Here is a 21,083-nt window from a genome sequence, read left to right as displayed (position 1 = left end):
CAGTCATGGCTGTTCAACAAAACAAGAAGTCGCCGTCCAAGCGCGGCATGCATCGTTCGCACGATTTCCTGACGACGGCCCCGATCGCCGTCGAGCCGACCACCGGCGAAGTGCACCTGCGTCACCACGTGAGCCCGAACGGCTACTATCGTGGCCGCAAGGTTGTGAAGACCAAGAACGACTGATGCGATTTGCCAGTTTTCTGGCAAGCGTGTTGGGTTGGTCTGAACGCACAGGTTCATGATGCAAGCGAAAAAGCGGCAAGCCAATTTGCCGCTTTTTTGTTGAGCGAAATTCGGCAATGCGTGTACGGGTTTGTGTACCATACGCGCGCCAACGGCCGGAGCCGCACGTGAAACCGCAACTCAGACTCGCATGACCATCAAGCTTGCCATCGACTGCATGGGTGGCGATCACGGCGTTGGCGTGACAATCCCTGCAGCGATCCATTTTCTCGCCGCACACGAAGACGTCGAAATGCTGCTCGTCGGGCAGCCCGATGCTATCGCGGCGCAGCTCAAGCGACTTCACGCCACCGCGAACCCGCGCGTCCACGTCGTCCCCGCCTCCGAGGTCGTGTCGATGGACGATCCGGTCGAGGTCGCGCTGCGCAAGAAGAAAGATTCTTCAATGCGCGTGGCCATCAATCAACTCAAGGAAGGCGCCGCTCAGGCGTGCGTTTCCGCCGGCAACACCGGCGCGTTGATGGCCGTGTCGCGTTACGTTCTCAAGACGCTGGACGGCATTGATCGCCCGGCGATTGCCACCGCCATCCCGAACGAGAAAGGTGCCGGCACGACCGTGCTGGATCTCGGGGCCAACGCCGACTGCGAGCCCGAGCATCTGCTGCAATTTGCGCAGATGGCCTCGGCGATGGTGTCGGTGGTCGAGCAGAAGCCGCGTCCGACGGTCGGCCTGCTCAACATCGGCGAAGAAGTCATCAAGGGCAACGAGGTCGTCAAGCAGGCCGGTGAGCTGCTGCGCGCCTCCGATCTCAATTTCTTCGGCAACGTTGAAGGCAACGACATCTTCAAGGGTACGACGGACATCGTTGTCTGCGATGGTTTTGTCGGTAACGTGGCGCTCAAGAGCACCGAAGGCCTGGCTAAGATGATCGGCGAGATGCTGCGCCAGGAATTCAGCCGCTCGTGGTTCACCAAGCTGCTCGCCGTTGTGGCGCTGCCGGTGTTGACGCGTTTCAAACGGCGTGTCGATCATCGGCGCTACAATGGCGCCGCGCTGCTCGGTCTGCGCGGTCTGGTCATCAAGAGCCACGGCTCGGCCGATGCCTACGCGTTCGAATGGGCTATCAAGCGGGCCTACGACGCTGCGGCCAACGGCGTGATCGCCCGCATTGCGCAGGCGTTCGAATCGCACCATGACGCAGCGGGCGCTGCGCCGGTCTCCACTTCCGCTCCGGCCGCCGACGCTGCTTGAACGCGTCGCCCCCGAGTCAGATTTCACCCCACCGCACATGACACGTTTCGCAAGGATCATCGGTACGGGCAGCTACCTGCCGCCCAAGCGGGTCACCAATGACGAACTGGCGGCCCAGCTGGCCGAAAAGGGTATCGAGACGAGCGACGATTGGATCGTCTCGCGCAGCGGTATCCGAGCACGTCATTTTGCCGAGCCGGACGTTACGTGCAGCGATCTCGCAGTGAAGGCTGCCGAGCGCGCGATCGAAGCTGCCGGCATTGATCGTTCCGAACTCGACCTGATCCTGGTGGCAACGTCCACGCCGGATTTCGTGTTCCCGAGCACTGCGTGCCTGGTGCAGCAAAAGCTCGGCATCACCAACGGGTGTGCTGCGTTCGACGTACAGGCCGTGTGTTCTGGCTTTGTCTACGCGCTCGCGACTGCCGACAAATTCATCCGCTCGGGTGCCTACCGCAACGTGCTGGTGATTGGCTCGGAAGTCTTCTCGCGCATCATCGATTTCAGCGATCGCACCACGTGTGTGCTGTTTGGCGACGGCGCAGGTGCTGTGGTGCTGCAAGCCTCTGACGAGCCCGGCATCCTGTCGACCGCGCTGCATGCTGACGGCAGCCACGCCAACATCCTGTGTGTGCCGGGCAACGTGGCCGCGGGCGCGATCCAGGGTAGCGCCTTCCTGTACATGGATGGTCAGGCCGTCTTCAAGCTGGCTGTGACGGTGCTCGACAAGGTCGCCCGTGAAGCCCTGGCAGCAGCGGAACTCGATGCCTCACAAGTCGACTGGTTGATCCCGCACCAGGCGAACATCCGCATCATGCAGGGCACGACCAAGAAGCTGGGCCTCTCGAACGAGCGCCTGATCGTGACCGTCGATGAGCATGGCAACACGTCTGCAGCCTCGATTCCGCTGGCGCTCGACGTTGCTGTGCGTGATGGCCGCATCCAGCGCGGCCAGCACGTGATGCTCGAAGGCGTGGGCGGCGGCTTCACTTGGGGCGCTGCGCTGCTGCGCTTCTGATCGACGAATTTCCAGAACGAACAATACGAGCCATGACATTCGCTTTCGTCTTCCCCGGCCAGGGTTCGCAATCGGTCGGCATGCTCAACGCGTTTGCCGATCATCCGGCTGTGGCGGCAACGCTGGCCGAGGCATCCGATGCGCTGGGCCAGGACATCGGCAAGCTGATTGCCGAAGGCCCGGCTGAAGAGCTGAACCTGACCACCAACACGCAACCCGTCATGCTGACGGCCGCTGTTGCTGTCTATCGCGCATGGCAAGCTGCTGGCGGCCCGACGCCGACCGTCGTGGCTGGTCATAGCCTGGGCGAGTATTCGGCGCTGGTTGCCGCGGGCGCCATCGCGTTTAAAGACGCTGTGCCGCTGGTGCGTTTCCGCGCCAAGGCGATGCAGGAAGCCGTGCCGGTGGGCGAGGGCGGCATGGCTGCGATCCTCGGCCTGTCGGACGACGACGTGCGGGCCGCATGCGCCGAAGCTTCGGTGGCAGGCGTGGTCGAAGCGGTCAACTTCAACGCGCCGGCCCAGGTGGTGATCGCGGGTGCCAAGGCGGCTGTCGAGAAGGCTTGCGAAATCGCCAAGGCTAAGGGTGCCAAGCGTGCGCTGCCGCTGCCGGTCTCGGCACCGTTTCACTCGTCGCTGCTCAAGCCGGCATCGGACCGTCTGCGCGAGTATCTCGCCAACGTGACGGTCGCCGCCCCGGTGATCCCCGTCATCAATAACGTGGACGTTGCTGTCGTGAGCGACCCGGCGGCCATCAAGGACGCCCTGGTGCGCCAGGCAGCATCGCCGGTGCGCTGGGTCGAGACCGTCCAGAAGATGAAGGGTGACGGCATCACGCGCGTGGTCGAATGCGGCCCGGGCAAGGTGCTGGCTGGCCTGGTCAAGCGTATCGATGGTGAGATCGTCGGTGACGCGATCTTCGATCCGGCGTCGCTGGAAGCCGTGCTGGGCCAACTCAAATAATCAACGGAATTCGTATGACCCAAGCATTGAACAATCAGGTTGCGCTCGTCACGGGTGCCTCGCGCGGCATCGGTCGTGCCATCGCGCTGGAACTGGCGCGCCAGGGTGCGACGGTGGTCGGTACGGCCACGTCGGAATCCGGAGCGCAAGCCATCACGGCGTACTTTGCCGAAGCCGGCGTCAAGGGCGCTGGCGTGGTGCTCAACGTGAATGACGCCGCGCGCTGCGAGGCCGTCATCGACGAAACCATCAAGACGCACGGCGGCCTGAACATCCTCGTCAACAATGCCGGCATCACACAGGACAACCTGGCGATGCGCATGAAGGACGACGAGTGGGTGTCCGTCATCGATACGAACCTCTCCGCCGTGTTCCGCCTGTCGCGCGCCGTGCTGCGCCCGATGATGAAGGCACGCGGTGGCCGTATCATCAACATCACTTCGGTGGTGGGCTCGGCCGGCAACCCGGGGCAAGCCAATTACGCCGCGGCCAAGGCGGGCGTAGAGGGCATGGCCCGCGCGCTGGCACGTGAGATCGGCAGTCGCAACATCACGGTCAACTGCATCGCACCGGGCTTTATCGACACCGACATGACGAAGGTCCTGTCCGAAGAGCAGCATACCGCGCTGAAGGCGCAGATTCCGCTGGGCCGCCTAGGCGCTCCGGAAGACATCGCCAGCGCAGTTGCCTTCCTGGCGTCACCGGCGGCGGGCTACATTACCGGCTCGACGCTGCACGTCAACGGCGGCATGTACATGGGATAAGGAAGCCGTCCCGGCGGCGGGTGTGCGGAGCTTTGCGCATAAGCAAATCCTGCGCGATCGCCGATTTAACTGGCTTTTAGCTTCATGTTTGGCGCATTTTTTGCATGGTTTCCGGCGCGGTTTTTCGTCGCGCAAACCTGCTAGAATGCGCGCACTTTTTGTCGAATACTTCCCTGGAGGGTTAAATGGACAACATCGACGCACGCGTTAAGAAGATCGTTGCTGAGCAACTCGGCGTGGCCGAAGCAGACATCAAGAACGAATCGTCGTTCGTGAACGATCTGGGCGCGGATTCGCTCGATACGGTTGAGCTGGTGATGGCTCTGGAAGACGAGTTCGGTATGGAAATCCCGGACGAAGAAGCCGAGAAGATCACCACGGTGCAGCAAGCCATCGATTACGCGACCGCCCACGTCAAGGCGTAAGCGTCAATCGATCTCTTGACATCGCGGGCCACAGAAAGGGCGGTTGTCCGGTTTGACCGGGTGGCGCGTTTTCTGTGGCCTTTGTCGCTGATACAGAGTTGCAGGAAAGCATAGTGAGCCGTCGTCGCGTAGTCGTAACCGGCCTGGGGCTGGTCTCTCCGGTAGGGAACTCGGTCGCCGAGGGGTGGGCCAATCTGGTCGCCGGCAAGTCCGGGATCGCCACCATCACCAAATTCGATCCGTCGAACCTGGCCGTGCATTTCGCCGGTGAGGTGAAGGGTTTCAACGCCGAGGAATACATCCCGGCGAAGGAAGCCCGCAACATGGATACGTTCATCCATTACGGCATTGCTGCCGGCGTGCAGGCGCTCAAGGACAGCGGGCTGGAAGTGACCGAAGCCAATGCGGAGCGCATCGGCGTGCTGGTCGGTTCCGGTATCGGCGGCCTGCCGATGATCGAAGATACGCACCAGACCTACGTCGATCGCGGTCCTCGCCGTATTTCGCCGTTCTTCGTGCCGGGTTCGATCATCAACATGATTTCCGGCCATCTGAGCATCATGTTTGGCCTGAAGGGGCCGAATCTGGCAGCCGTCACGGCTTGCACGACCGGTCTGCATAGCATTGGTCTGGCCGCGCGCCTCATCCAGGCGGGCGATGCCGACGCAATGGTGGCCGGCGGTGCCGAGTCGACCGTTTCACCGTTGGGCATCGGCGGTTTTGCTGCCGCCCGTGCGCTGTCCACGCGCAACGATGATCCGGCTACGGCATCCCGTCCCTGGGACAAGGACCGCGACGGCTTCGTCCTGGGCGAAGGTGCGGGTGTGATGGTGCTGGAAGAATACGAGTCGGCGAAGGCTCGCGGCGCCACGATTTACGCTGAAGTCGCCGGCTTCGGCATGAGCGGCGACGCGTTCCACATGACCGCACCGAACATGGATGGCCCCCGCCGCTGCATGCTGAACGCGCTGCGCGATGCCGGCATGAATGCAGATCAGGTTCATTACCTGAATGCACACGGCACCTCCACGCCGCTGGGCGACAAGAACGAGTCCGAGGCCATCAAGGCGGCGTTCGGCGATCATGCAGGCAAGATCGTCGTGAACTCCACGAAATCCATGACGGGCCACTTGCTTGGCGGCGCGGGCGGGTTGGAGTCGGTGTTCACGGTGCTGGCGCTGCACAACCAGGTGTCGCCCCCGACCATCAACATCTTCAATCAGGACCCCGAGTGCGATCTCGATTACTGCGCCAACACCGCGCGTGACATGAAGATCGACGTGGCCGTGAAGAACAACTTCGGCTTCGGCGGGACCAACGGCACGCTGGTTTTCAAGCGCCCGTAAGGTAAAGGCGGCACGTAGCAGACGCGCGTGCCGCTTCGTTTTTGTCTTGGTTGTTCAGCAGATCGTTTTCCCCGAGCCGTATCGGCGGCTGTGCGCGATTGGTCGGATCAGCATGGCCGGTCTTGTTTGTGCGGTGGCCTTATGGGTGATCAGCGCGTGGGGCATTGCATTGCCGCTGATCACCTGGGCCGTCATCAGCGGCTTGGCGGTGGCGGCCTGTATTCCACTGCTGGTGAATCGCTCGCCGCATGCAATGGAACTCATGTGGCGCGCTCGTCTCAAAGGAGACGGAGAACCCGGTCAAGCGGTGTGGCAGGTCCGACTGATCGCGCCAGAAGCGCTCCAAAATGTGCCTCTGTTATGGTCATGGCCACTCGGTGAGCGCGTCTTGGTCCTTGGGGTTGCGCGTCACGGGTGGTGTCCACAGATCTTTGTGCTGATGCCACCGTGGTTTTCCGCCGGGACGTTACGTCGTATGCGCAGTTTGTTGCGCCTGGGGCCGCCGCAGATGGCTTCCCGGGTGTCCGGTGTGTCGTAGGTAAAATACAACGTTTCCAAGTCACAAAAATTCAAGGCGATACACTGCAGGTGAAGACTCCGTGAGTGAACGCGAAGCCGACCAGATCCTTGTCGAGCGCGTCCAGCAAGGCGATAAACGAGCGTTTGAGCTGCTGGTGGTCAAGTACCACCGCAAGATCATCCGGCTCGTCTCGCGTTTGATCCGTGACCCGGCCGAAGTCGAGGATGTGGCACAGGATGCCTTTATCAAGGCCTACCGTGCATTACCCCAGTTTCGGGGAGAGTCCGCGTTCTATACGTGGCTGTATCGCATTGCCGTGAATACGGCCAAGAATTACCTGGCGACCCAGGGTCGGCGCCCCGAATCGTCCAGCGACATCGACACCGAAGAGGCTGAAACTTTTGCCGACGGTGAGCTACTAAGGGATATCAATACGCCAGACTCCATGCTGCACACCAAGCAGGTGGCCGAAACGGTCAACCGTGCCATGGAAGCGCTGCCCGAAGAATTGCGTACCGCAATCACACTCCGGGAGATCGAGGGTCTGAGCTATGAGGAAATCGCTGAAGCGATGGAATGCCCGATCGGCACGGTCCGGTCCCGCATTTTCCGGGCGCGCGAGGCGATTGCCGAGAAATTGCGCCCCCTGCTGGGAACAGTGGAGGGCAAACGGTGGTAGCCAGCCGATATGACAAGCCGGCGGCCGCATGCGGCTGCAAACGGTGAAACCTCTGGAAGTCTTCTCTCGGATCGTTGATTGGACGTTGGAGTTTTTGGGGTCGGGAAATGGGTCAGGCTCAATTGCAAACGGCAGAGGCGGAGTTCGCACAACGCATCTCTGCCTTGATGGACGGTGAAGTTGCCGCGCACGAAGTGGCGACTGCAGTCGACCTCGCCAAGGATGGCGAGGGCGCGGCGCATTGGCGCGAATATCAACTGATCGGCGACGTGCTTCGGTCGGAAGATTTGCTCAATACACGTTCCTCCGAAGATTTTCTCAGCCGGTTCTCGGTCAAGCTCGAGGCTGAGCCTCATCTGCTGGTGCCGGCTGTGGCTCAGCGTGCGAAAACTCAAGAGAGGCATCGCTTCCTGGTCAGCCCCGCTTGGGTCCGCCGGATCATGCCCACGACTGCTGTGGCGGCGGCGGTGGCGGCCGTTAGCTGGGTCGTCGTGCCGCAACTGCGCGGTCCTGCCGATGGCGCAGACGGCTCTCCTGCGCTGGTCGCCAAGGCGACGCAAGGTGCCGGTGCGCAGGCGCTGACCGTGGCGGCAACTGACAGCACGCCGATGATTCGCGACGCCCGCTTGGACGAATACCTGAGCGCCCATCGCCAGTCGGCGACCAACGGTATGGTGGTTCCGTATCTGCGTGCAGTGGCCAATGGGGTGGCAAACACCCAGGACTCCAATCAGGAATAATGCGGGCATCCATGTCGAAGGTGTGGCACCCCGTTGCCGGGGCAGGCGCCCGCAAGTTGCAGGCCGTTCGTCGGTCGGTTTTTCTTCTTCTGTGTGTTTCGGCGCTGGCGACAGCTGCTCAGCCCCAGCCCGATCCCATGCCGCGCAAGGAGGCCGCCTCGTGGCTGGCCAAAATCCATCGCGCGGCACTCAAGCAGAACTATGTCGGCACGCTCACATACCAGCGTGGCACCGGCATGCACTCCACCCGCATCCAGCACTACGCCGATCTCTTCAACAACGAGTACGAGCGCGTCGAAGCGCTCGACGGCAAGCAGCGCGAAATGCTGCGTCAGAACGACCTCGTCCGGAATCTGATTTACGACGTCAAACTCGTTGTGACGGAAAAGCAGGAGCACAAGGACAGCTTCCCGGCGCTACTCGCTACGACCAATGGCGATGTGCTCGATCAATACGACATGCGTCATCTGCCCTCCGAGCGCGTCGCGGGCATGGATTGCGAAGTCTTCCAGCTCGATCCGAAGGACGGCTACCGCTATGCCTACCGTATCTGGGCAGAGCGTAACAGTGGTTTGCTGATGCGCGCCCAGACCATTGGTGAAGACGGCAAGGTGCTTGAGCAGGTCGCCTTCTCGCAAGTCGAGCTGGGTGTGCCGTCGGAAAAGCAGAAGATCGTCGCTGCGTTCAAGAACCTGAACGGCTGGAATCAGTACGAGATCGTGACGCAGCCGACCAATCTGGCTGAGCAAGGTTGGACGATCGGCAATCCCATCAAGGGTTTCCAGAAGATCCGCGAGGTGCGTCGTCCGCTGGGCGACATTGCGCCGGCCGGCAAGAACAGTTCTGGTTTCGAGGTCCAGCAGGTCGTGTTCAGCGACGGGTTGGCGGGGCTGTCGCTCTTCATCGAGCCCGTGTCGGAAAAACGCACGCGTCGTGAGGGCTTCATCTCGCAAGGCGCCACGCATGTGATGGTGCGACGCGTTGCCGATTTCTGGCTGACGGTCGTAGGCGAAGTCCCGTTTGCTACCATCAAGCAGTTTGGCGCCGCAGTCGACTACAAGCCGGCGTCCGCCAACGCGACCAATAAGCCGGCCAGCGCGCCGCAGTAGCCAGAGAGCCGGCACCCGCCTGGGGTGCGCGGCGTGGTTGCACTCAGTACCATTTCTCTATCTGTTCTTGTTCCGGGGAGCTTTCATGCGTACCGCTCGATCCGTTCATGCCTTGCGTCTGCTGTGCGTTGCCGCCGCTGTGGCGGCGGGAAGCGCGCTGGTGCCGGCCCACGCGCAGAACGCCACGGGTAGCGTGGCCACGGGCACGTATGGCTTGCCCGATTTTGCCGATCTGGTCGAAAAGGTCAGCCCCGCCGTCGTCAACATCCGCACGACCGAAAAGGTTCGTATGCAGCAGGGTGGTCCGAGTGATGACGACATGGCCGAGTTTTTCCGCCGCTTCTTCGGTGTGCCGATGCCTGGCATGCCCGGGCAGGGCCAGAAGCGCCGCAATGCGCCGCCGCAACAGGAAGAAGAACAAAGCCGCGGTGTCGGTTCCGGCTTCATCATCTCGGGTGATGGCTACATCCTGACCAACGCGCATGTGGTGGAAGGCGCGGAAACCATCTACGTCACGCTGATCGACAAGCGCGAATACAGAGCCAAGCTGATCGGCCTAGACAAGCGCACCGATGTGGCGCTCGTCAAGGTGGAGGCGACGGCGTTGCCCAGCCTGAAGCTCGGCGACTCCGATAAGGTGCGCGTGGGCGAGTGGGTGCTGGCGATCGGGTCTCCGTTTGGTCTCGACAATACGGTGACGGCGGGCATTGTGTCGGCCAAGGGGCGCGATACGGGCGACTACCTGCCGTTCATCCAGTCCGACGTGGCGGTCAACCCAGGCAACTCGGGCGGCCCGCTGATCAACCTGCGCGGCGAAGTGATCGGCATCAACAACCAGATCTACAGCCAGAGCGGCGGCTACATGGGCATCTCGTTTTCGATCCCCATCGACGAGGCGATGCGCGTGGCCGAGCAGTTGAAGGCAACGGGCCGCGTGACGCGGGGCCGCATCGGCGTGGCAATCGACAACGTGCCGAAGGACGCAGCGGAGTCGCTGGGTCTGGGCCGCGCGCGGGGCGCCTATGTAGGCAATGTCGAATCGGGCGGCCCGGCGGACAAGGCCGGCATCGAGGCTGGTGACATCGTCTTGAAGTACAACGGCCGCGATATCGAGAAGGCGGGAGATCTGCAGCGCCAGGTCGGCGAGACCAAGCCGGGCACGCGCGCGACCGTGCAGGTCTGGCGCAAGGGCGCAACGCGCGATCTGACCGTGACGGTCGCCGAGTTGCAGGCCGATACGAAGGTGGCGCAGCGCTCCAAGGGCGCGCAGCCTGATAACAGCCAGCAGGGCCCGGGCAAGCCGAATGCCCTCGGGCTGGTGGTGTCGGACTTGTCCGACGGCGCACGTCGCGAGTTCAAGACCAAGAGTGGCGTTGAGGTGCAGGTGTCGGAAGGGCCGGCGGCGCGTGTCGGCATTCGCCCGGGCGATCTGATCCTGCGCGTGGGCGATACCGACGTCACCAACGCCAAGCAGTTCAACGAGGTGGTCGCCAAGCTCGACAAGAACCGCATGGTTGCCGTGTTTGTACGCCGCGGTGACGCCACGCAGGTCGTGACGCTGCGCCCGAGCGCGGCGCGCTCGGGTAGCGGCCAGTGATCGAACTTACGCTCTACGGCCGCACGTACTGCCATTTGTGCGAGGACATGAAAAACGCGCTGGAACCTCTCCGGCGCGGTTTTTCTTTTGTGCTGCACGAAGTGGACGTCGACAGCGACCCTGCGCTGGAGGCCCGGTTTGATGAATTAGTGCCCGTGCTGATGACCGGCGCGCCGGAAACCCCGCCCGAAGACGCGCGTGAGCTGTGTCACTACTTTCTCGATGTACAAGCTGTGCAAGCGTGGCTCGCAGCACAAAGCGCGCACAACTGAGGCCACGCCGCTGCCGCAAAAAGAGGCGCGGGAAGCCCACTGAAATCCGGTAAAATCGCCTGTTAGCGCCGATTTTTGCAGTGCACGATTCTTGTGCCGCGACCTCGGCTTGGAACCCAATACCTCCCGCCGGCGCAGCCAACGCGCGCCGGCCTTGCCGGAACCGCTCGCGCTCCCGGCAGACGCGCCCGGGATGGGCGCTTTTCGACGCATTCGATGGACAATATCCGTAATTTCTCGATCATCGCCCACATCGACCACGGCAAATCGACGCTGGCCGACCGCATCATTCAGTTGTGTGGCGGGCTCTCCGACCGTGAGATGGAGGCCCAGGTGCTGGACTCGATGGACATCGAGAAGGAGCGCGGCATCACCATCAAGGCGCAGACTGCCGCGCTGTCTTATAAGGCTCAAGACGGCAAGGTCTACAACCTCAACCTGATCGATACCCCGGGACACGTCGACTTCAGCTACGAGGTCAGCCGCTCGCTGTCCGCGTGCGAGGGCGCGCTCCTGGTGGTCGATGCTTCGCAAGGTGTGGAAGCGCAGACCGTCGCCAACTGCTACACCGCCATCGAGCTGGGCGTGGAAGTGGTGCCGGTGCTCAACAAGATCGACTTGCCTGCAGCCGATCCGGAAAACGCGATCCAGGAAATCGAAGACGTCATCGGCATCGACGCCACCGACGCCACGCGCTGCTCTGCCAAGACCGGCGTGGGCGTGGCGGACGTGCTTGAAGCGCTGATCGCCAAAGTGCCGGCGCCGAAGGGCGACCCGGCTGCGCCGCTGCAAGCGCTGATCATCGACTCGTGGTTCGACAACTACGTCGGCGTGGTGATGCTCGTGCGCGTGGTGAACGGCACGCTGCGCGCCAAGGACAAAGTCCTGCTGATGGCAACCGGTGCGCAGCATTTGGTGGAGCAGGTGGGCGTGTTTTCGCCGAAGTCGGTGCCGCGCGAATCGTTGTCGGCGGGGCAGGTGGGCTTCGTCATCGCGGGCATCAAGGAACTCAAGGCGGCCAAGGTGGGTGACACCATCACGCACGTGGCGCCGCGCAAGGCGGAAGCGCCCCTGCCGGGCTTCAAGGAAGTCAAGCCGCAGGTGTTTGCCGGTCTGTATCCGGTGGAAGCCAATCAATACGAAGCGCTGCGTGAATCGCTCGAAAAGCTCAAGCTCAACGACGCGTCGTTGCAGTACGAGCCGGAAGTGTCGCAGGCGCTCGGCTTCGGCTTCCGCTGCGGCTTCCTGGGCTTGCTGCACATGGAGATCGTGCAGGAGCGCCTGGAGCGCGAATTCGACATGGACCTGATTACCACTGCGCCGACGGTGGTCTATCAGGTGCAGTTGCGCGACGGCACGATGGTGCAGGTGGAGAACCCCGCCAAGATGCCGGCCGACCCGAGCAAGATCGAGGCGATTCTCGAACCGATCGTCACGGTCAATCTGTACATGCCGCAGGATTACGTGGGCGCCGTGATCACGCTGTGCGAGCAGAAGCGTGGCTCGCAGATCAACATGAGCTACCACGGCCGCCAGGTCCAGCTGACGTACGAAATCCCGATGGGCGAGATCGTGCTGGACTTCTTCGATCGGCTGAAATCCGTTTCGCGCGGTTATGCGTCGATGGATTACGAGTTCAAGGAATACCGCGTGTCGGACGTGGTCAAGGTCGACATCCTGATCAACGGCGACAAGGTCGATGCGCTGTCCATCATCGTCCACCGTTCGAACAGCACGTACCGTGGTCGCGAAGTGGCCGCCAAGATGCGCGAGATCATTCCGCGCCAGATGTACGACGTGGCGATCCAGGCTGCCATTGGCGCGAACGTGATCGCGCGTGAGAACGTCAAGGCGCTGCGCAAGAACGTGCTGGCCAAGTGCTACGGCGGTGATATCTCGCGCAAGAAGAAGCTCCTCGAAAAGCAGAAAGAGGGCAAGAAGCGCATGAAGCAGGTTGGCACCGTTGAAATTCCGCAAGAGGCTTTCCTGGCCATCCTGCGCGTCGAAGAAAAATAATCCAGACATCGCTCGGACGATCTCTCCTCCATGAACTTCGCCCTGATTCTGTTTGTTCTCGTCGTGCTCACTGGCATCGCGTGGGTGGCCGACAAGCTCGTGTTCCAGCGTCAACGTCAGGCGGCCGCGGCCGCGGCGCTCGCTGAATTTGATGCGCGCGCGCAGGTGCAGGCGCAGTACGGCGGCGGTGGCGACATCGGTGCAGCGCGTTTGCAACTGGCCGAAGACAAGCTGCGCCAGCCCTGGTGGCTGGAATACACGGCCAGCTTCTTCCCGGTGATTGCCGCGGTGTTCCTGCTGCGCTCGTTCGTGATTGAGCCGTTCAAGATTCCGTCGGGCTCGATGATTCCGACGCTGCAGATCGGCGATTTCATCCTCGTCAACAAGTACACGTATGGCATTCGTTTGCCGATCGTGAACAAGAAGATCGTGGAGCTGAACCAGCCGCAGCGTGGCGACGTGATGGTCTTCCGCTACCCGAAAGACGAGTCGATGGATTACATCAAGCGCGTGATCGGCGTGCCCGGTGACGTGGTGAAGTACGACAACAAGCGTCTGACGGTGAACGGCCAGCCGGCCACCTACGCGCCGCAGTCCGACTACCTTGATGGCGAGCGTCTGACCTACTCGAAGCAGTACCAGGAGACGCTGGGCAACGTGACGCACAACATCCTGAACGACGCGGACCGCCCCGCCTATGTCTCCGGCCCGGATGATTTTCCGTTCCGCGAGAACTGCACATACAATCAGACCGGCTTCACTTGCAAGGTACCTGCAGGTCACTATTTCATGATGGGCGATAATCGCGACAACAGCGCGGATTCCCGTTACTGGGGCTTCGTGCCGGACAAGAACATCGTCGGGAAGGCGTTCTTCATCTGGATGAATCTGGGTGACCTGAAACGGATCGGTGCTTTTCACTGATCCTATAAGTGACGCAAAGATATCTTAATAAAACTCGGCAATTGCAAAACGGGGGAAATGCAATGCGGATTCGTCAGACCGGTCTCAAACGCCCGTCGCGCGGGATTACGATGTTTGGCATCCTGATTGGGATCATCGTGCTGATCACGTTTGTGCTGCCCGCCATTCGGTCTGTGCCGAGCCTGATGGAATACCAGGCCATCACGCGAGCTGTGAAGCAGGCGCGCGAACGTGCCAGCACGCGCGAAGAGATTGCCAATGCCTTCGACAAGCAGGCCGCGATTGATGACATCACGTCGATCAAGGGCGAAGATCTCGAAGTGCTGGACGGCGGTGGCTCCATTCAGGCGGTGCGTTTCTCGTACAAGCGTGAAGTGCCGCTGTACGGCCCCATCGGTCTGGTGATCACCTATTCGGGGACCCAGCGTTGACATGAGTCTGGATGCACTACAGCAACGTCTTGGCTACCGCTTCAGCAAACCGGAGTTGCTGCAGCAGGCGCTCACGCATCGCAGCCACAGCGCGATGCACAACGAGCGCCTGGAATTTCTTGGCGATTCGATCCTGAACTGCGCCGTCGCCGACATGCTCTACGGCATGTTCGGCAAGCTGGATGAAGGCGATCTCTCGCGCGTGCGGGCCAATCTGGTCAAGCAACAGGCGCTGTACGAGATCGCGCAGATGTTGCAGTTGCCCGATGCCTTGCGTTTGGGCGAAGGCGAGTTGAAGAGCGGCGGTTTCCGCCGTCCGTCTATCCTGGCCGATGCGCTGGAAGCGATTTTCGGGGCAGTGTTCCTCGACGGCGGCTTCGATGCCGCCCGCACGCTGATCCGCAAGCTCTATATCCCGATCCTTGAACAGGTCGACCCGCGCACGCTCGGCAAGGACGCCAAGACGCTGTTGCAGGAGTACCTCCAAGGTCACAAGATTGCGTTGCCGCTGTACACGGTGGTGGCCACCCACGGCGCGGCGCATAATCAGCAATTCGAGGTCGAGTGCTCGATCCCCAAGCTGGAGATTCGCGTCTCCGGCAACGGGGCGTCGCGGCGCGCGGCCGAACAATCGGCGGCCAAGCTGGCCTTGGAAGAAGCGCATCGCCTGGTGCCGCAGCTCGTCAAGCGCAGCCGCGCCGAGCGCACCGGCAAGACGCGCAAGCAGGCCACGCCGCCCGATCCGCAGTTGTCTCTCAGGTTGAAGGAATAATCAGTAAATGAGCGACACCCCATTGCAGCCTCCGCAGCCAGAATCTGGCGTGCCGGAGGGGTTCCGCTGCGGCATGGTCGCCATTGTCGGGCGGCCGAACGTCGGCAAATCTACGCTGATGAACGCCCTCGTGGGCCAGAAAGTCAGCATCACATCGCGCAAGGCGCAGACCACGCGCCACCGCATCACGGGCATTCAGACGACGGATGACGCCCAGTTCGTCTTCGTCGATACGCCAGGCTTTCAGACACGTCACGCCACCGCGCTGAACCGTTCGCTGAACCGCGCGGTCACGTCCACGCTTACGTCGGTGGATGCGGTGTTGTTCGTGGTCGAAGCCGGTCGCTACGGCCCGGACGACGAAAAGGTGCTTTCGCTGCTGCCGCGCGAGACGCCCGTGATCCTGATCGTCAACAAGGTCGATCGGCTCGATGCGTACACGCGCGCCGAGATGGTCGCGGTGTTCCTGCAGGACATGGCGCAGGTGTTTCCGTTTGCCGAAATCGTGCCGATGTCGGCCAAGAACCGCGACGACATCGATCGACTGCTCGGCATCGTGCGCCCCTATCTGCCGGAAGGTGAGCCGATGTACGACCCGGAAGCGTTGACCGATCGCAGCGAGCGCTTCCTGGCCGCCGAAATCGTTCGCGAGAAGGTCTTCCGCTGGACGGGCGACGAGTTGCCGTATTCCAGCACCGTCATCGTCGACAAATTCGAAACCGAAGGCCGCCTGCGCCGCGTGTTCGTGACCATTCTGGTCGATCGCGACGCGCACAAGGCGATGATCATCGGTGCGAAGGGCGCGAAGCTCAAGCAGATCTCCACCGAAGCCCGTATGGACATGGAAAAACTGTTCGACGGCAAGGTGTATCTGGAGGTCTGGATCAAGGTCAAGAGCGGTTGGGCCGACAACGAAGCCGGCCTGCGCGCCTACGGCTACGAATAACCACTTAGCCGCGCCACTTCTACACACGCTCGATGGCCGGACGATCCGATCCGATTCCGGACGAAGCCGCGGAATGGCTGGCCGAGGAAGGCGTTGCCGGCGCCGCGCCGCGCAAGAGTTTTCCTGCCGGGCGTTCCGAGACGCGTGTTGCTGCGCAGCCGGCCTTCGTGTTGCACAGTTATCCGTATCGGGAAACCAGCCTCATCATCGACGTCTTCACGCCGGACTACGGGCGTATGGCGCTGGTCGCCAAAGGGGCCAAGCGGCCGCATTCGGCGCTGCGTGCGGTGTTGCAGACGTTCCAGCCGCTTTCGTTGTCCTGGAGCGGGCGCGGTGATGTGCGCACGCTCACGCGCGCCGAGTGGGTCGGCGGCATGCTGCCGCTGGGCGGCGAGGGGCTGCTGTCCGGCTTCTATCTGAACGAACTGCTCGTCAAGTTTGTCGCTCGCGAAGACGGCCACCCGGTCCTGTTCGCGCATTACGTCGAAACCCTCAATAAGCTTGCCCATGGCGAACCCGCGGCCTTCACGCTGCGGGCGTTCGAACGTGTGCTGCTGCGTGAGACGGGTTTTGCCGCGCAGCTTGACCGCTGCATCGACGGCGAACCCGTGCAGGCCGATGCCGAATACGTCTATCACCCCGAGCGCGGCATCCGGCGCACGCTGCCCAGCGATCCGTCGTCCTGGCCTGTATTGCGCGGCCAGACGCTGATCGACATGGAACACGACGACTACGCCTCACGCCCCACGACCGCGCAGCAAAGCCGCAGCCTGATGCGTTTCCTGCTGCATTATCATTTGCATGGCACGCCGCTTTCGACGCGCCAGATCCTGATCGACTTGCAGAAACTATGATCTTTCATGCCTCGCCCGGAATCATCGACCTGGGCATCAACATCGACCACGTCGCCACACTGCGCAACGCGCGCGGCACCACATACCCGGACCCGATCGCCGCGGCGCTGTTGGCTGAAGAAGCCGGCGCCGATCTCATCACGCTGCACCTGCGCGAAGATCGCCGCCACATCAAGGATGCCGATGTGCGCGCGTTGCGGCCGCAATTGCGCACACGCATGAACCTGGAGTGCGCGGTCACGCAGGAGATGCTCGACATCGCATGCGACGTCGGCCCGCAGGATGTCTGCCTCGTGCCCGAGCGCCGTCAGGAAGTGACCACCGAAGGCGGGCTGGACGTGGTCGGCGGCTTTGCCAAGGTGCAAGCTGCTTGCAAGCAACTGGCCGATGCGGGCATCCGCGTGTCGCTGTTCATTGATCCAGATGCGGCGCAGATCGAAGCCGCTGCAGCTGCTGGCGCGCCTGTCATCGAACTGCACACCGGCCGCTATGCCGAAGCGACCGACGATGCCGAGCTGCGGGCAGAACTTGTTCGCATCGAGACCGCTGTGGAAGAGGGCATCCGCTGGGGCGTGCGTGTAAACGCAGGCCACGGCCTCCACTACACGAACGTGCAGCCGATCGCTGCCATCGCCGGTATTCACGAACTCAACATCGGCCATGCCGTCGTTGCGCATGCGGTGTTTGCCGGCTGGCAGAACGCGGTGCGCGAGATGAAGGCGATCATGGTTGCGGCACGGTTGTCATCCACGACGCCGGCCGCCGCACACCCGGGCGTGCCTGTATGAGCGAACGGGCCGCAGCCGCCTCGGTGTCCGGTGCCATTTATGGCATCGGCACCGACATCATCCAGATCGAGCGCGTTGAAGGCGTGATGCAGCGGACCAACGGCCGCTTCGCCGAAAAGGTGCTCGGCCCCGAGGAGCTGCGCGTCTACCATGCCCGCAAGGCGCGCTCCGAGCGGCGCGGTCTTGCCTTTCTTGCCACGCGCTTTGCCGCCAAGGAGGCTGTGTCCAAGGCCATCGGCCTGGGCATGCGCTGGCCGATGACGTGGCGCGCGGTACAGACGCTCAACTTGCCCTCCGGCCAACCGGTGGTGCGCTACAGCGGCGAACTGGCCGACTGGATTGCGCAGCACGGCCTTCATATCCAGATCAGTGTGACGGACGAGCGCGACTACGCAGTCGCCTTCGCCGTTGCCGAGTTGCAAACGAAATCCTCCGCATGACTCAAACCAAGAAGCAGAAGCACCCCGGCCCGATCGTTCTGGATGTTGCCGGTCTGGAACTCGGCCCCGACGACGTCCGCCGCATTGCCCACCCGTTGACGGGCGGCGTGATCCTGTTTGCGCGCAACTTCGAATCGCGCGCGCAACTCATCGCGCTCACGCAGGCCATTCGCGCGATTCGGAGCGACGTGCTGATTTGCATCGACCACGAAGGCGGTCGCGTGCAACGCGCCAAGACCGACGGTTTTACGCACCTGCCCGCCATGGGCGCGCTGGGCAAGTTGTGGGACACCGATGTGCTGGCCGCGACGCGCGCCGCCACGGCTTGCGGCTATGTCCTGGCCGCAGAACTGCGCGCTTGCGACATCGACCTCAGCTTCACGCCCGTGCTCGATCTGGACTACGGCAGCAGCAGCGTGATCGGCGATCGGGCGTTCCATCGCGACCCGCGCGTGGTCACGATGCTCGCCAACCATCTCACGCTGGGCCTGCGCCTGGCCGGCATGTCCAATTGCGGCAAGCATTTCCCCGGTCACGGCTACGTCCAGGCGGATTCGCACATTGCTGTGCCTGTGGACGAGCGCCCGCTGGAGGCTATCCTCGCTGACGACGCGCAGCCCTACGGCTGGATGGGAATCGGCCTGCAGTCGGTGATGCCGGCACACGTGATTTACTCGGCCGTCGACCCGAATCCGGCAGGCTTCTCTCGCTTCTGGCTGCAGGACATGCTGCGCGCGCATTTCAACTTCGACGGCGTGATCTTCAGCGATGACCTTAGCATGGAAGGCGCGAGCGTTGCCGGCACGGTGGTCGACGGCGCGCGCGCGGCGCTCACGGCCGGCTGCGACATGGTGCTGATCTGCAACGCGCCGGAGAAGGCCGATCAACTGCTCGACGAGCTGGACGTGCCCATGGGCAAGGCATCGCAGCGGCGCGTGCGCCGGCTGTTTGGCGGCCGGGCTGTGAAGGACTGGGCGAAGCTGCAGCAGCAATCGGCCTACAGGCAGGCGCTGCGCACGTTGCGCGAGGCGAAGCTCATCGCTTAGCCTCAGAACGCACAAAGCGTGGTGGCAAAAGAAAAGGCTCCCGAGGGAGCCTTTCTTCTTGCTGCGGCGCCAGCTTACTTGGCGCGGCTGCGGTACTCGTCGGTACGCGTGTCGATTTCGATCTTCTCGCCGATGTTGCAGAACAGCGGCACCATGATTACGAATTCTTCGTTGTCGTTGATGCGAGCTGCCTTCAGCACCTTGCCCGACGACGTGTCGCCCTTGACTGCCGGCTCGGTGTAGACGATTTCGCGGACAACCGTGGTCGGCAGTTCCACCGAGATGGCGTTCTCGTTGTAGAACGTCACTTCGACCTTCATGCCGTCTTGCAGGTAGTTCAGCGCGCTACCCATGGCGGCGGGCTCAACGTTGTACTGTTCGTACGTGACCGGGTCCATGAACACGTACATCGAGCCGTCGAAGTAGGAGTACTCGGCTTCCTTCTTCTCCAGGATGACCTGGTCCATCTTGTCATCGGCGTTGAACACCGACTCGCCACCTGCGCCCGTCAGCAGGTTCTTGTACTTCATCTTGACGACGGCGCCCGAACGGCCCGAACGGCTGTACTCGGTCTTGAGCACGACCATTGCGTCGTTGCCGATCATGAACACGTTGCCAGCGCGGAGTTCTTGCGCGATTTTCAAAGCCATTTCACAGTTCCTGAGAGTAAGAGGGTTCGATGCGCGCCAAGCAACGAAGCACCGCGCGATACCCTCCGGGCCGCGCGAACCAGGTCAGAGCCGGGGGTCGCATACAGATCAGCCCGCTATTTTACCTGTTTTTCGCAAAATGCCACCAAATTCGCGGCGAGATCGCCCAGTTGCATCAAGCTTTGCTCCCAGGTGACGGCCCGTACGCGCAGGCGAGGCGTGACGGCGACAAACTCGTTCCAGTCGAGTGACGCCGGCGCACCATTCCACGCGTGCCAGAACGAGATCAGCGCTTTGGCATCGGCCTCTGTCAGGGCTGGCGTATAGCGCGCCAGAAATGCGTCGAGCTTGACGAGGTGTACGTCGTCGCTTTGGGGGTAGATGTGCCAGACAAACGGCTTCAGCGCCCACTGGGCGCGCACGAAGGAGTCTTCCCCGCGTACGAAATTGATGTCGCATGCCCACAGCAGCGGGTCATAGTGCTCCTGCGGGACGAACGGCACGACTGCCACGCTGAGGTTGCCGCGCGTCCAGCGCGCGCCCGTCTTGGCGGCGCCGGCATCGCCCATTAGCTCGGCGATCTGCTGGGCGGCCAAACCTTCGGGCACCAGGCAGATTACCGGTTGGGGCGAGGCTTCCCATTGGGAGACCAGCGTCGCCAGGGCCGGGTTGGCATAAGCGAACAGGCTCACGCGCAGGGCGTCGGGGTTGTGGCGCACGAGGTCGTCGACGCCGAGGCGGTGCCACAACGCCTGGTGTGCGGCGGGGCTCGCCTCGAACGTTTCGCGTTGCGCGCCAAGGTGCGATTCTCGCAGGACGCCGCCGGTGTTGCGTGCAAAGCCGGGGAAGAAGAAGTGTTTGACGAGCGGCAGCCGCAGATGTGGCGATTGCATCGCGTGATGCTCGGCCACCCAGTTCTCGGCGCTCAGGTATTCCAGATTGAGCCAAACCGGCGCCACGCCTTCCGATGCCCGCTCCGCCATGAGCGTCAGCACGGGCTCCGGAACGGCGCATGCGAACGCGCCAATCACCACGTCGTGCAAACCTGGGTGCGCATCGGCGGCGAGGAGATTGGCGACCTGCGCATCGTCAGCCCATTGGCGGATATCGACGCCCGAGACTCGCTGCGCGTCGGCTTGAGCGTCGACTGCGGGGCAGATCTTCTCGAACGAGCGGAGATCGTCGACCCACAAGCGGACGGTATGGCCGTGCTCTTGTACAAGCTGGCGGGCCAGGCGCCAGCAGACGCCGATGTCGCCGTAATTGTCGACGACGCGGCAGAAGAGATCCCAGGATGTGATGGTGCGCATGCAGGAAGGCGAGTCGGGCAGCGAAGAAGGGCGGGCC

Annotated in this window: 24 protein-coding genes; 21 read left to right on the top strand and 3 right to left on the bottom strand. The window is 62.5% G+C overall.

Annotated features, from left to right (window positions below):
• The first annotated feature begins 5 nt into the window (after positions 1-5).
• From rpmF to fabF, 7 genes are all read left to right on the top strand, one after another.
• Positions 6-185 (top strand): 50S ribosomal protein L32, encoded by a 180-nt coding sequence (gene rpmF / locus N511_RS0101980; protein ID WP_003268823.1) that lies wholly within the window; start codon positions 6-8, stop codon positions 183-185.
• A 190-nt stretch (positions 186-375) separates the two neighbouring features.
• Complete coding sequence (plsX, locus tag N511_RS0101975; protein ID WP_027677761.1) at positions 376-1,437, top strand: phosphate acyltransferase PlsX; 1,062 nt, start codon at positions 376-378, stop codon at positions 1,435-1,437.
• 37 nt (positions 1,438-1,474) lie between these two features.
• Complete coding sequence (locus tag N511_RS0101970) at positions 1,475-2,455, top strand: beta-ketoacyl-ACP synthase III (RefSeq protein ID WP_027677760.1); 981 nt, start codon at positions 1,475-1,477, stop codon at positions 2,453-2,455.
• 32 nt (positions 2,456-2,487) lie between these two features.
• Positions 2,488-3,417, top strand: a complete 930-nt coding sequence (gene fabD / locus N511_RS0101965) for an ACP S-malonyltransferase (protein ID WP_027677759.1) — start codon at positions 2,488-2,490, stop codon at positions 3,415-3,417.
• A gap of 14 nt (positions 3,418-3,431) precedes the next feature.
• Positions 3,432-4,181: a 3-oxoacyl-ACP reductase FabG gene (gene fabG / locus N511_RS0101960; protein WP_027677758.1), complete on the top strand. Its 750-nt coding sequence runs from the start codon at positions 3,432-3,434 to the stop codon at positions 4,179-4,181.
• Positions 4,182-4,366: 185 nt separating this feature from the next.
• Positions 4,367-4,606, top strand: coding sequence for an acyl carrier protein (acpP, locus tag N511_RS0101955; RefSeq protein WP_004635650.1), 240 nt, complete (start codon positions 4,367-4,369; stop codon positions 4,604-4,606).
• 113 nt (positions 4,607-4,719) lie between these two features.
• Entirely contained in the window at positions 4,720-5,952 is a 1,233-nt protein-coding gene (gene fabF / locus N511_RS0101950) for a beta-ketoacyl-ACP synthase II (RefSeq protein WP_027677757.1), read from the top strand.
• Between the two features lie 54 nt (positions 5,953-6,006).
• On the opposite strand, the gene N511_RS25165 is transcribed toward fabF, so the two are convergent.
• On the bottom strand, positions 6,007-6,216 hold the full coding sequence (locus N511_RS25165) for a hypothetical protein (protein WP_027677756.1): 210 nt from the start codon (positions 6,214-6,216) through the stop codon (positions 6,007-6,009).
• Between the two features lie 335 nt (positions 6,217-6,551).
• On the opposite strand from N511_RS25165, the gene rpoE reads away from it, so the two are divergent.
• The 14 genes from rpoE to nagZ all read left to right on the top strand — a co-directional run bounded on the left by rpoE (position 6,552) and on the right by nagZ (position 19,086).
• Positions 6,552-7,151 (top strand): RNA polymerase sigma factor RpoE, encoded by a 600-nt coding sequence (rpoE, locus tag N511_RS0101940; RefSeq protein WP_004635646.1) that lies wholly within the window; start codon positions 6,552-6,554, stop codon positions 7,149-7,151.
• A 107-nt stretch (positions 7,152-7,258) separates the two neighbouring features.
• A complete protein-coding gene (locus N511_RS0101935) occupies positions 7,259-7,891 on the top strand; it encodes a sigma-E factor negative regulatory protein (protein WP_027677755.1) in 633 nt (210 codons plus the stop codon).
• Between the two features lie 11 nt (positions 7,892-7,902).
• The gene (locus N511_RS0101930) at positions 7,903-9,000 is read left to right on the top strand and encodes a MucB/RseB C-terminal domain-containing protein (protein ID WP_027677754.1); all 1,098 of its coding nucleotides are present in this window, start codon (positions 7,903-7,905) and stop codon (positions 8,998-9,000) included.
• Positions 9,001-9,085: 85 nt separating this feature from the next.
• Positions 9,086-10,597, top strand: coding sequence for a DegQ family serine endoprotease (locus N511_RS0101925; protein ID WP_027677753.1), 1,512 nt, complete (start codon positions 9,086-9,088; stop codon positions 10,595-10,597).
• Complete coding sequence (locus N511_RS0101920) at positions 10,594-10,869, top strand: glutaredoxin family protein (protein ID WP_027677752.1); 276 nt, start codon at positions 10,594-10,596, stop codon at positions 10,867-10,869. The genes N511_RS0101925 and N511_RS0101920 overlap by 4 nt, the downstream gene beginning before the upstream one ends.
• Before the next feature lie 216 nt (positions 10,870-11,085).
• The gene (lepA, locus tag N511_RS0101915; protein ID WP_027677751.1) at positions 11,086-12,885 is read left to right on the top strand and encodes a translation elongation factor 4; all 1,800 of its coding nucleotides are present in this window, start codon (positions 11,086-11,088) and stop codon (positions 12,883-12,885) included.
• Between the two features lie 30 nt (positions 12,886-12,915).
• The gene (gene lepB / locus N511_RS0101910; RefSeq protein ID WP_027677750.1) at positions 12,916-13,809 is read left to right on the top strand and encodes a signal peptidase I; all 894 of its coding nucleotides are present in this window, start codon (positions 12,916-12,918) and stop codon (positions 13,807-13,809) included.
• Between the two features lie 62 nt (positions 13,810-13,871).
• Positions 13,872-14,240, top strand: coding sequence for a DUF4845 domain-containing protein (locus N511_RS0101905; protein ID WP_027677749.1), 369 nt, complete (start codon positions 13,872-13,874; stop codon positions 14,238-14,240).
• A 1-nt stretch (position 14,241) separates the two neighbouring features.
• Positions 14,242-15,012: a ribonuclease III gene (rnc, locus tag N511_RS0101900; RefSeq protein WP_027677748.1), complete on the top strand. Its 771-nt coding sequence runs from the start codon at positions 14,242-14,244 to the stop codon at positions 15,010-15,012.
• Between the two features lie 7 nt (positions 15,013-15,019).
• The gene (era, locus tag N511_RS0101895) at positions 15,020-15,958 is read left to right on the top strand and encodes a GTPase Era (protein ID WP_004635627.1); all 939 of its coding nucleotides are present in this window, start codon (positions 15,020-15,022) and stop codon (positions 15,956-15,958) included.
• A gap of 32 nt (positions 15,959-15,990) precedes the next feature.
• Positions 15,991-16,812: a DNA repair protein RecO gene (recO, locus tag N511_RS0101890; protein ID WP_027677747.1), complete on the top strand. Its 822-nt coding sequence runs from the start codon at positions 15,991-15,993 to the stop codon at positions 16,810-16,812.
• Complete coding sequence (pdxJ, locus tag N511_RS0101885; protein WP_027677746.1) at positions 16,809-17,600, top strand: pyridoxine 5'-phosphate synthase; 792 nt, start codon at positions 16,809-16,811, stop codon at positions 17,598-17,600. The genes recO and pdxJ overlap by 4 nt, the downstream gene beginning before the upstream one ends.
• Entirely contained in the window at positions 17,597-18,040 is a 444-nt protein-coding gene (gene acpS / locus N511_RS0101880; RefSeq protein WP_027677745.1) for a holo-ACP synthase, read from the top strand. The genes pdxJ and acpS overlap by 4 nt, the downstream gene beginning before the upstream one ends.
• The gene (gene nagZ, locus N511_RS0101875) at positions 18,037-19,086 is read left to right on the top strand and encodes a beta-N-acetylhexosaminidase (RefSeq protein ID WP_027677744.1); all 1,050 of its coding nucleotides are present in this window, start codon (positions 18,037-18,039) and stop codon (positions 19,084-19,086) included. The genes acpS and nagZ overlap by 4 nt, the downstream gene beginning before the upstream one ends.
• 74 nt (positions 19,087-19,160) lie before the next feature.
• On the opposite strand, the gene efp is transcribed toward nagZ, so the two are convergent.
• Both efp and earP read right to left on the bottom strand, forming a co-directional pair.
• Positions 19,161-19,730, bottom strand: a complete 570-nt coding sequence (efp, locus tag N511_RS0101870) for an elongation factor P (RefSeq protein WP_027677743.1) — start codon at positions 19,728-19,730, stop codon at positions 19,161-19,163.
• Positions 19,731-19,852: 122 nt separating this feature from the next.
• Complete coding sequence (gene earP / locus N511_RS0101865) at positions 19,853-21,046, bottom strand: elongation factor P maturation arginine rhamnosyltransferase EarP (RefSeq protein ID WP_027677742.1); 1,194 nt, start codon at positions 21,044-21,046, stop codon at positions 19,853-19,855.
• Positions 21,047-21,083: the final 37 nt, after the last annotated feature.

Source organism: Ralstonia sp. UNC404CL21Col, assembly GCF_000620465.1.
Lineage (GTDB): Bacteria > Pseudomonadota > Gammaproteobacteria > Burkholderiales > Burkholderiaceae > Ralstonia > Ralstonia flatus.
The sequence above is the reverse complement of the archived record's forward strand: the minus strand, read 5'-3'. Positions and strand labels throughout refer to the sequence as shown.

Excerpts from the sequence above, each read along its gene's own strand:
- N511_RS0101905 (WP_027677749.1), top strand. The coding sequence starts at position 13,872 with ATGCGGATTCGTCAGACCGGTCTCAAACGCCCGTCGCGCGGGATTACG.
- rnc (WP_027677748.1), top strand. The coding sequence starts at position 14,242 with ATGAGTCTGGATGCACTACAGCAACGTCTTGGCTACCGCTTCAGCAAA.
- N511_RS0101970 (WP_027677760.1), top strand. The coding sequence starts at position 1,475 with ATGACACGTTTCGCAAGGATCATCGGTACGGGCAGCTACCTGCCGCCC.
- acpP (WP_004635650.1), top strand. The coding sequence starts at position 4,367 with ATGGACAACATCGACGCACGCGTTAAGAAGATCGTTGCTGAGCAACTC.
- lepA (WP_027677751.1), top strand. The coding sequence starts at position 11,086 with ATGGACAATATCCGTAATTTCTCGATCATCGCCCACATCGACCACGGC.
- fabG (WP_027677758.1), top strand. The coding sequence starts at position 3,432 with ATGACCCAAGCATTGAACAATCAGGTTGCGCTCGTCACGGGTGCCTCG.
- earP (WP_027677742.1), bottom strand. The coding sequence starts at position 21,046 with ATGCGCACCATCACATCCTGGGATCTCTTCTGCCGCGTCGTCGACAAT.
- lepB (WP_027677750.1), top strand. The coding sequence starts at position 12,916 with ATGAACTTCGCCCTGATTCTGTTTGTTCTCGTCGTGCTCACTGGCATC.
- fabD (WP_027677759.1), top strand. The coding sequence starts at position 2,488 with ATGACATTCGCTTTCGTCTTCCCCGGCCAGGGTTCGCAATCGGTCGGC.
- acpS (WP_027677745.1), top strand. The coding sequence starts at position 17,597 with ATGAGCGAACGGGCCGCAGCCGCCTCGGTGTCCGGTGCCATTTATGGC.
- pdxJ (WP_027677746.1), top strand. The coding sequence starts at position 16,809 with ATGATCTTTCATGCCTCGCCCGGAATCATCGACCTGGGCATCAACATC.
- era (WP_004635627.1), top strand. The coding sequence starts at position 15,020 with ATGAGCGACACCCCATTGCAGCCTCCGCAGCCAGAATCTGGCGTGCCG.
- N511_RS0101935 (WP_027677755.1), top strand. The coding sequence starts at position 7,259 with ATGGGTCAGGCTCAATTGCAAACGGCAGAGGCGGAGTTCGCACAACGC.
- N511_RS25165 (WP_027677756.1), bottom strand. The coding sequence starts at position 6,216 with ATGAGTTCCATTGCATGCGGCGAGCGATTCACCAGCAGTGGAATACAG.
- rpmF (WP_003268823.1), top strand. The coding sequence starts at position 6 with ATGGCTGTTCAACAAAACAAGAAGTCGCCGTCCAAGCGCGGCATGCAT.
- plsX (WP_027677761.1), top strand. The coding sequence starts at position 376 with ATGACCATCAAGCTTGCCATCGACTGCATGGGTGGCGATCACGGCGTT.
- nagZ (WP_027677744.1), top strand. The coding sequence starts at position 18,037 with ATGACTCAAACCAAGAAGCAGAAGCACCCCGGCCCGATCGTTCTGGAT.
- N511_RS0101930 (WP_027677754.1), top strand. The coding sequence starts at position 7,903 with ATGTCGAAGGTGTGGCACCCCGTTGCCGGGGCAGGCGCCCGCAAGTTG.
- recO (WP_027677747.1), top strand. The coding sequence starts at position 15,991 with ATGGCCGGACGATCCGATCCGATTCCGGACGAAGCCGCGGAATGGCTG.
- N511_RS0101925 (WP_027677753.1), top strand. The coding sequence starts at position 9,086 with ATGCGTACCGCTCGATCCGTTCATGCCTTGCGTCTGCTGTGCGTTGCC.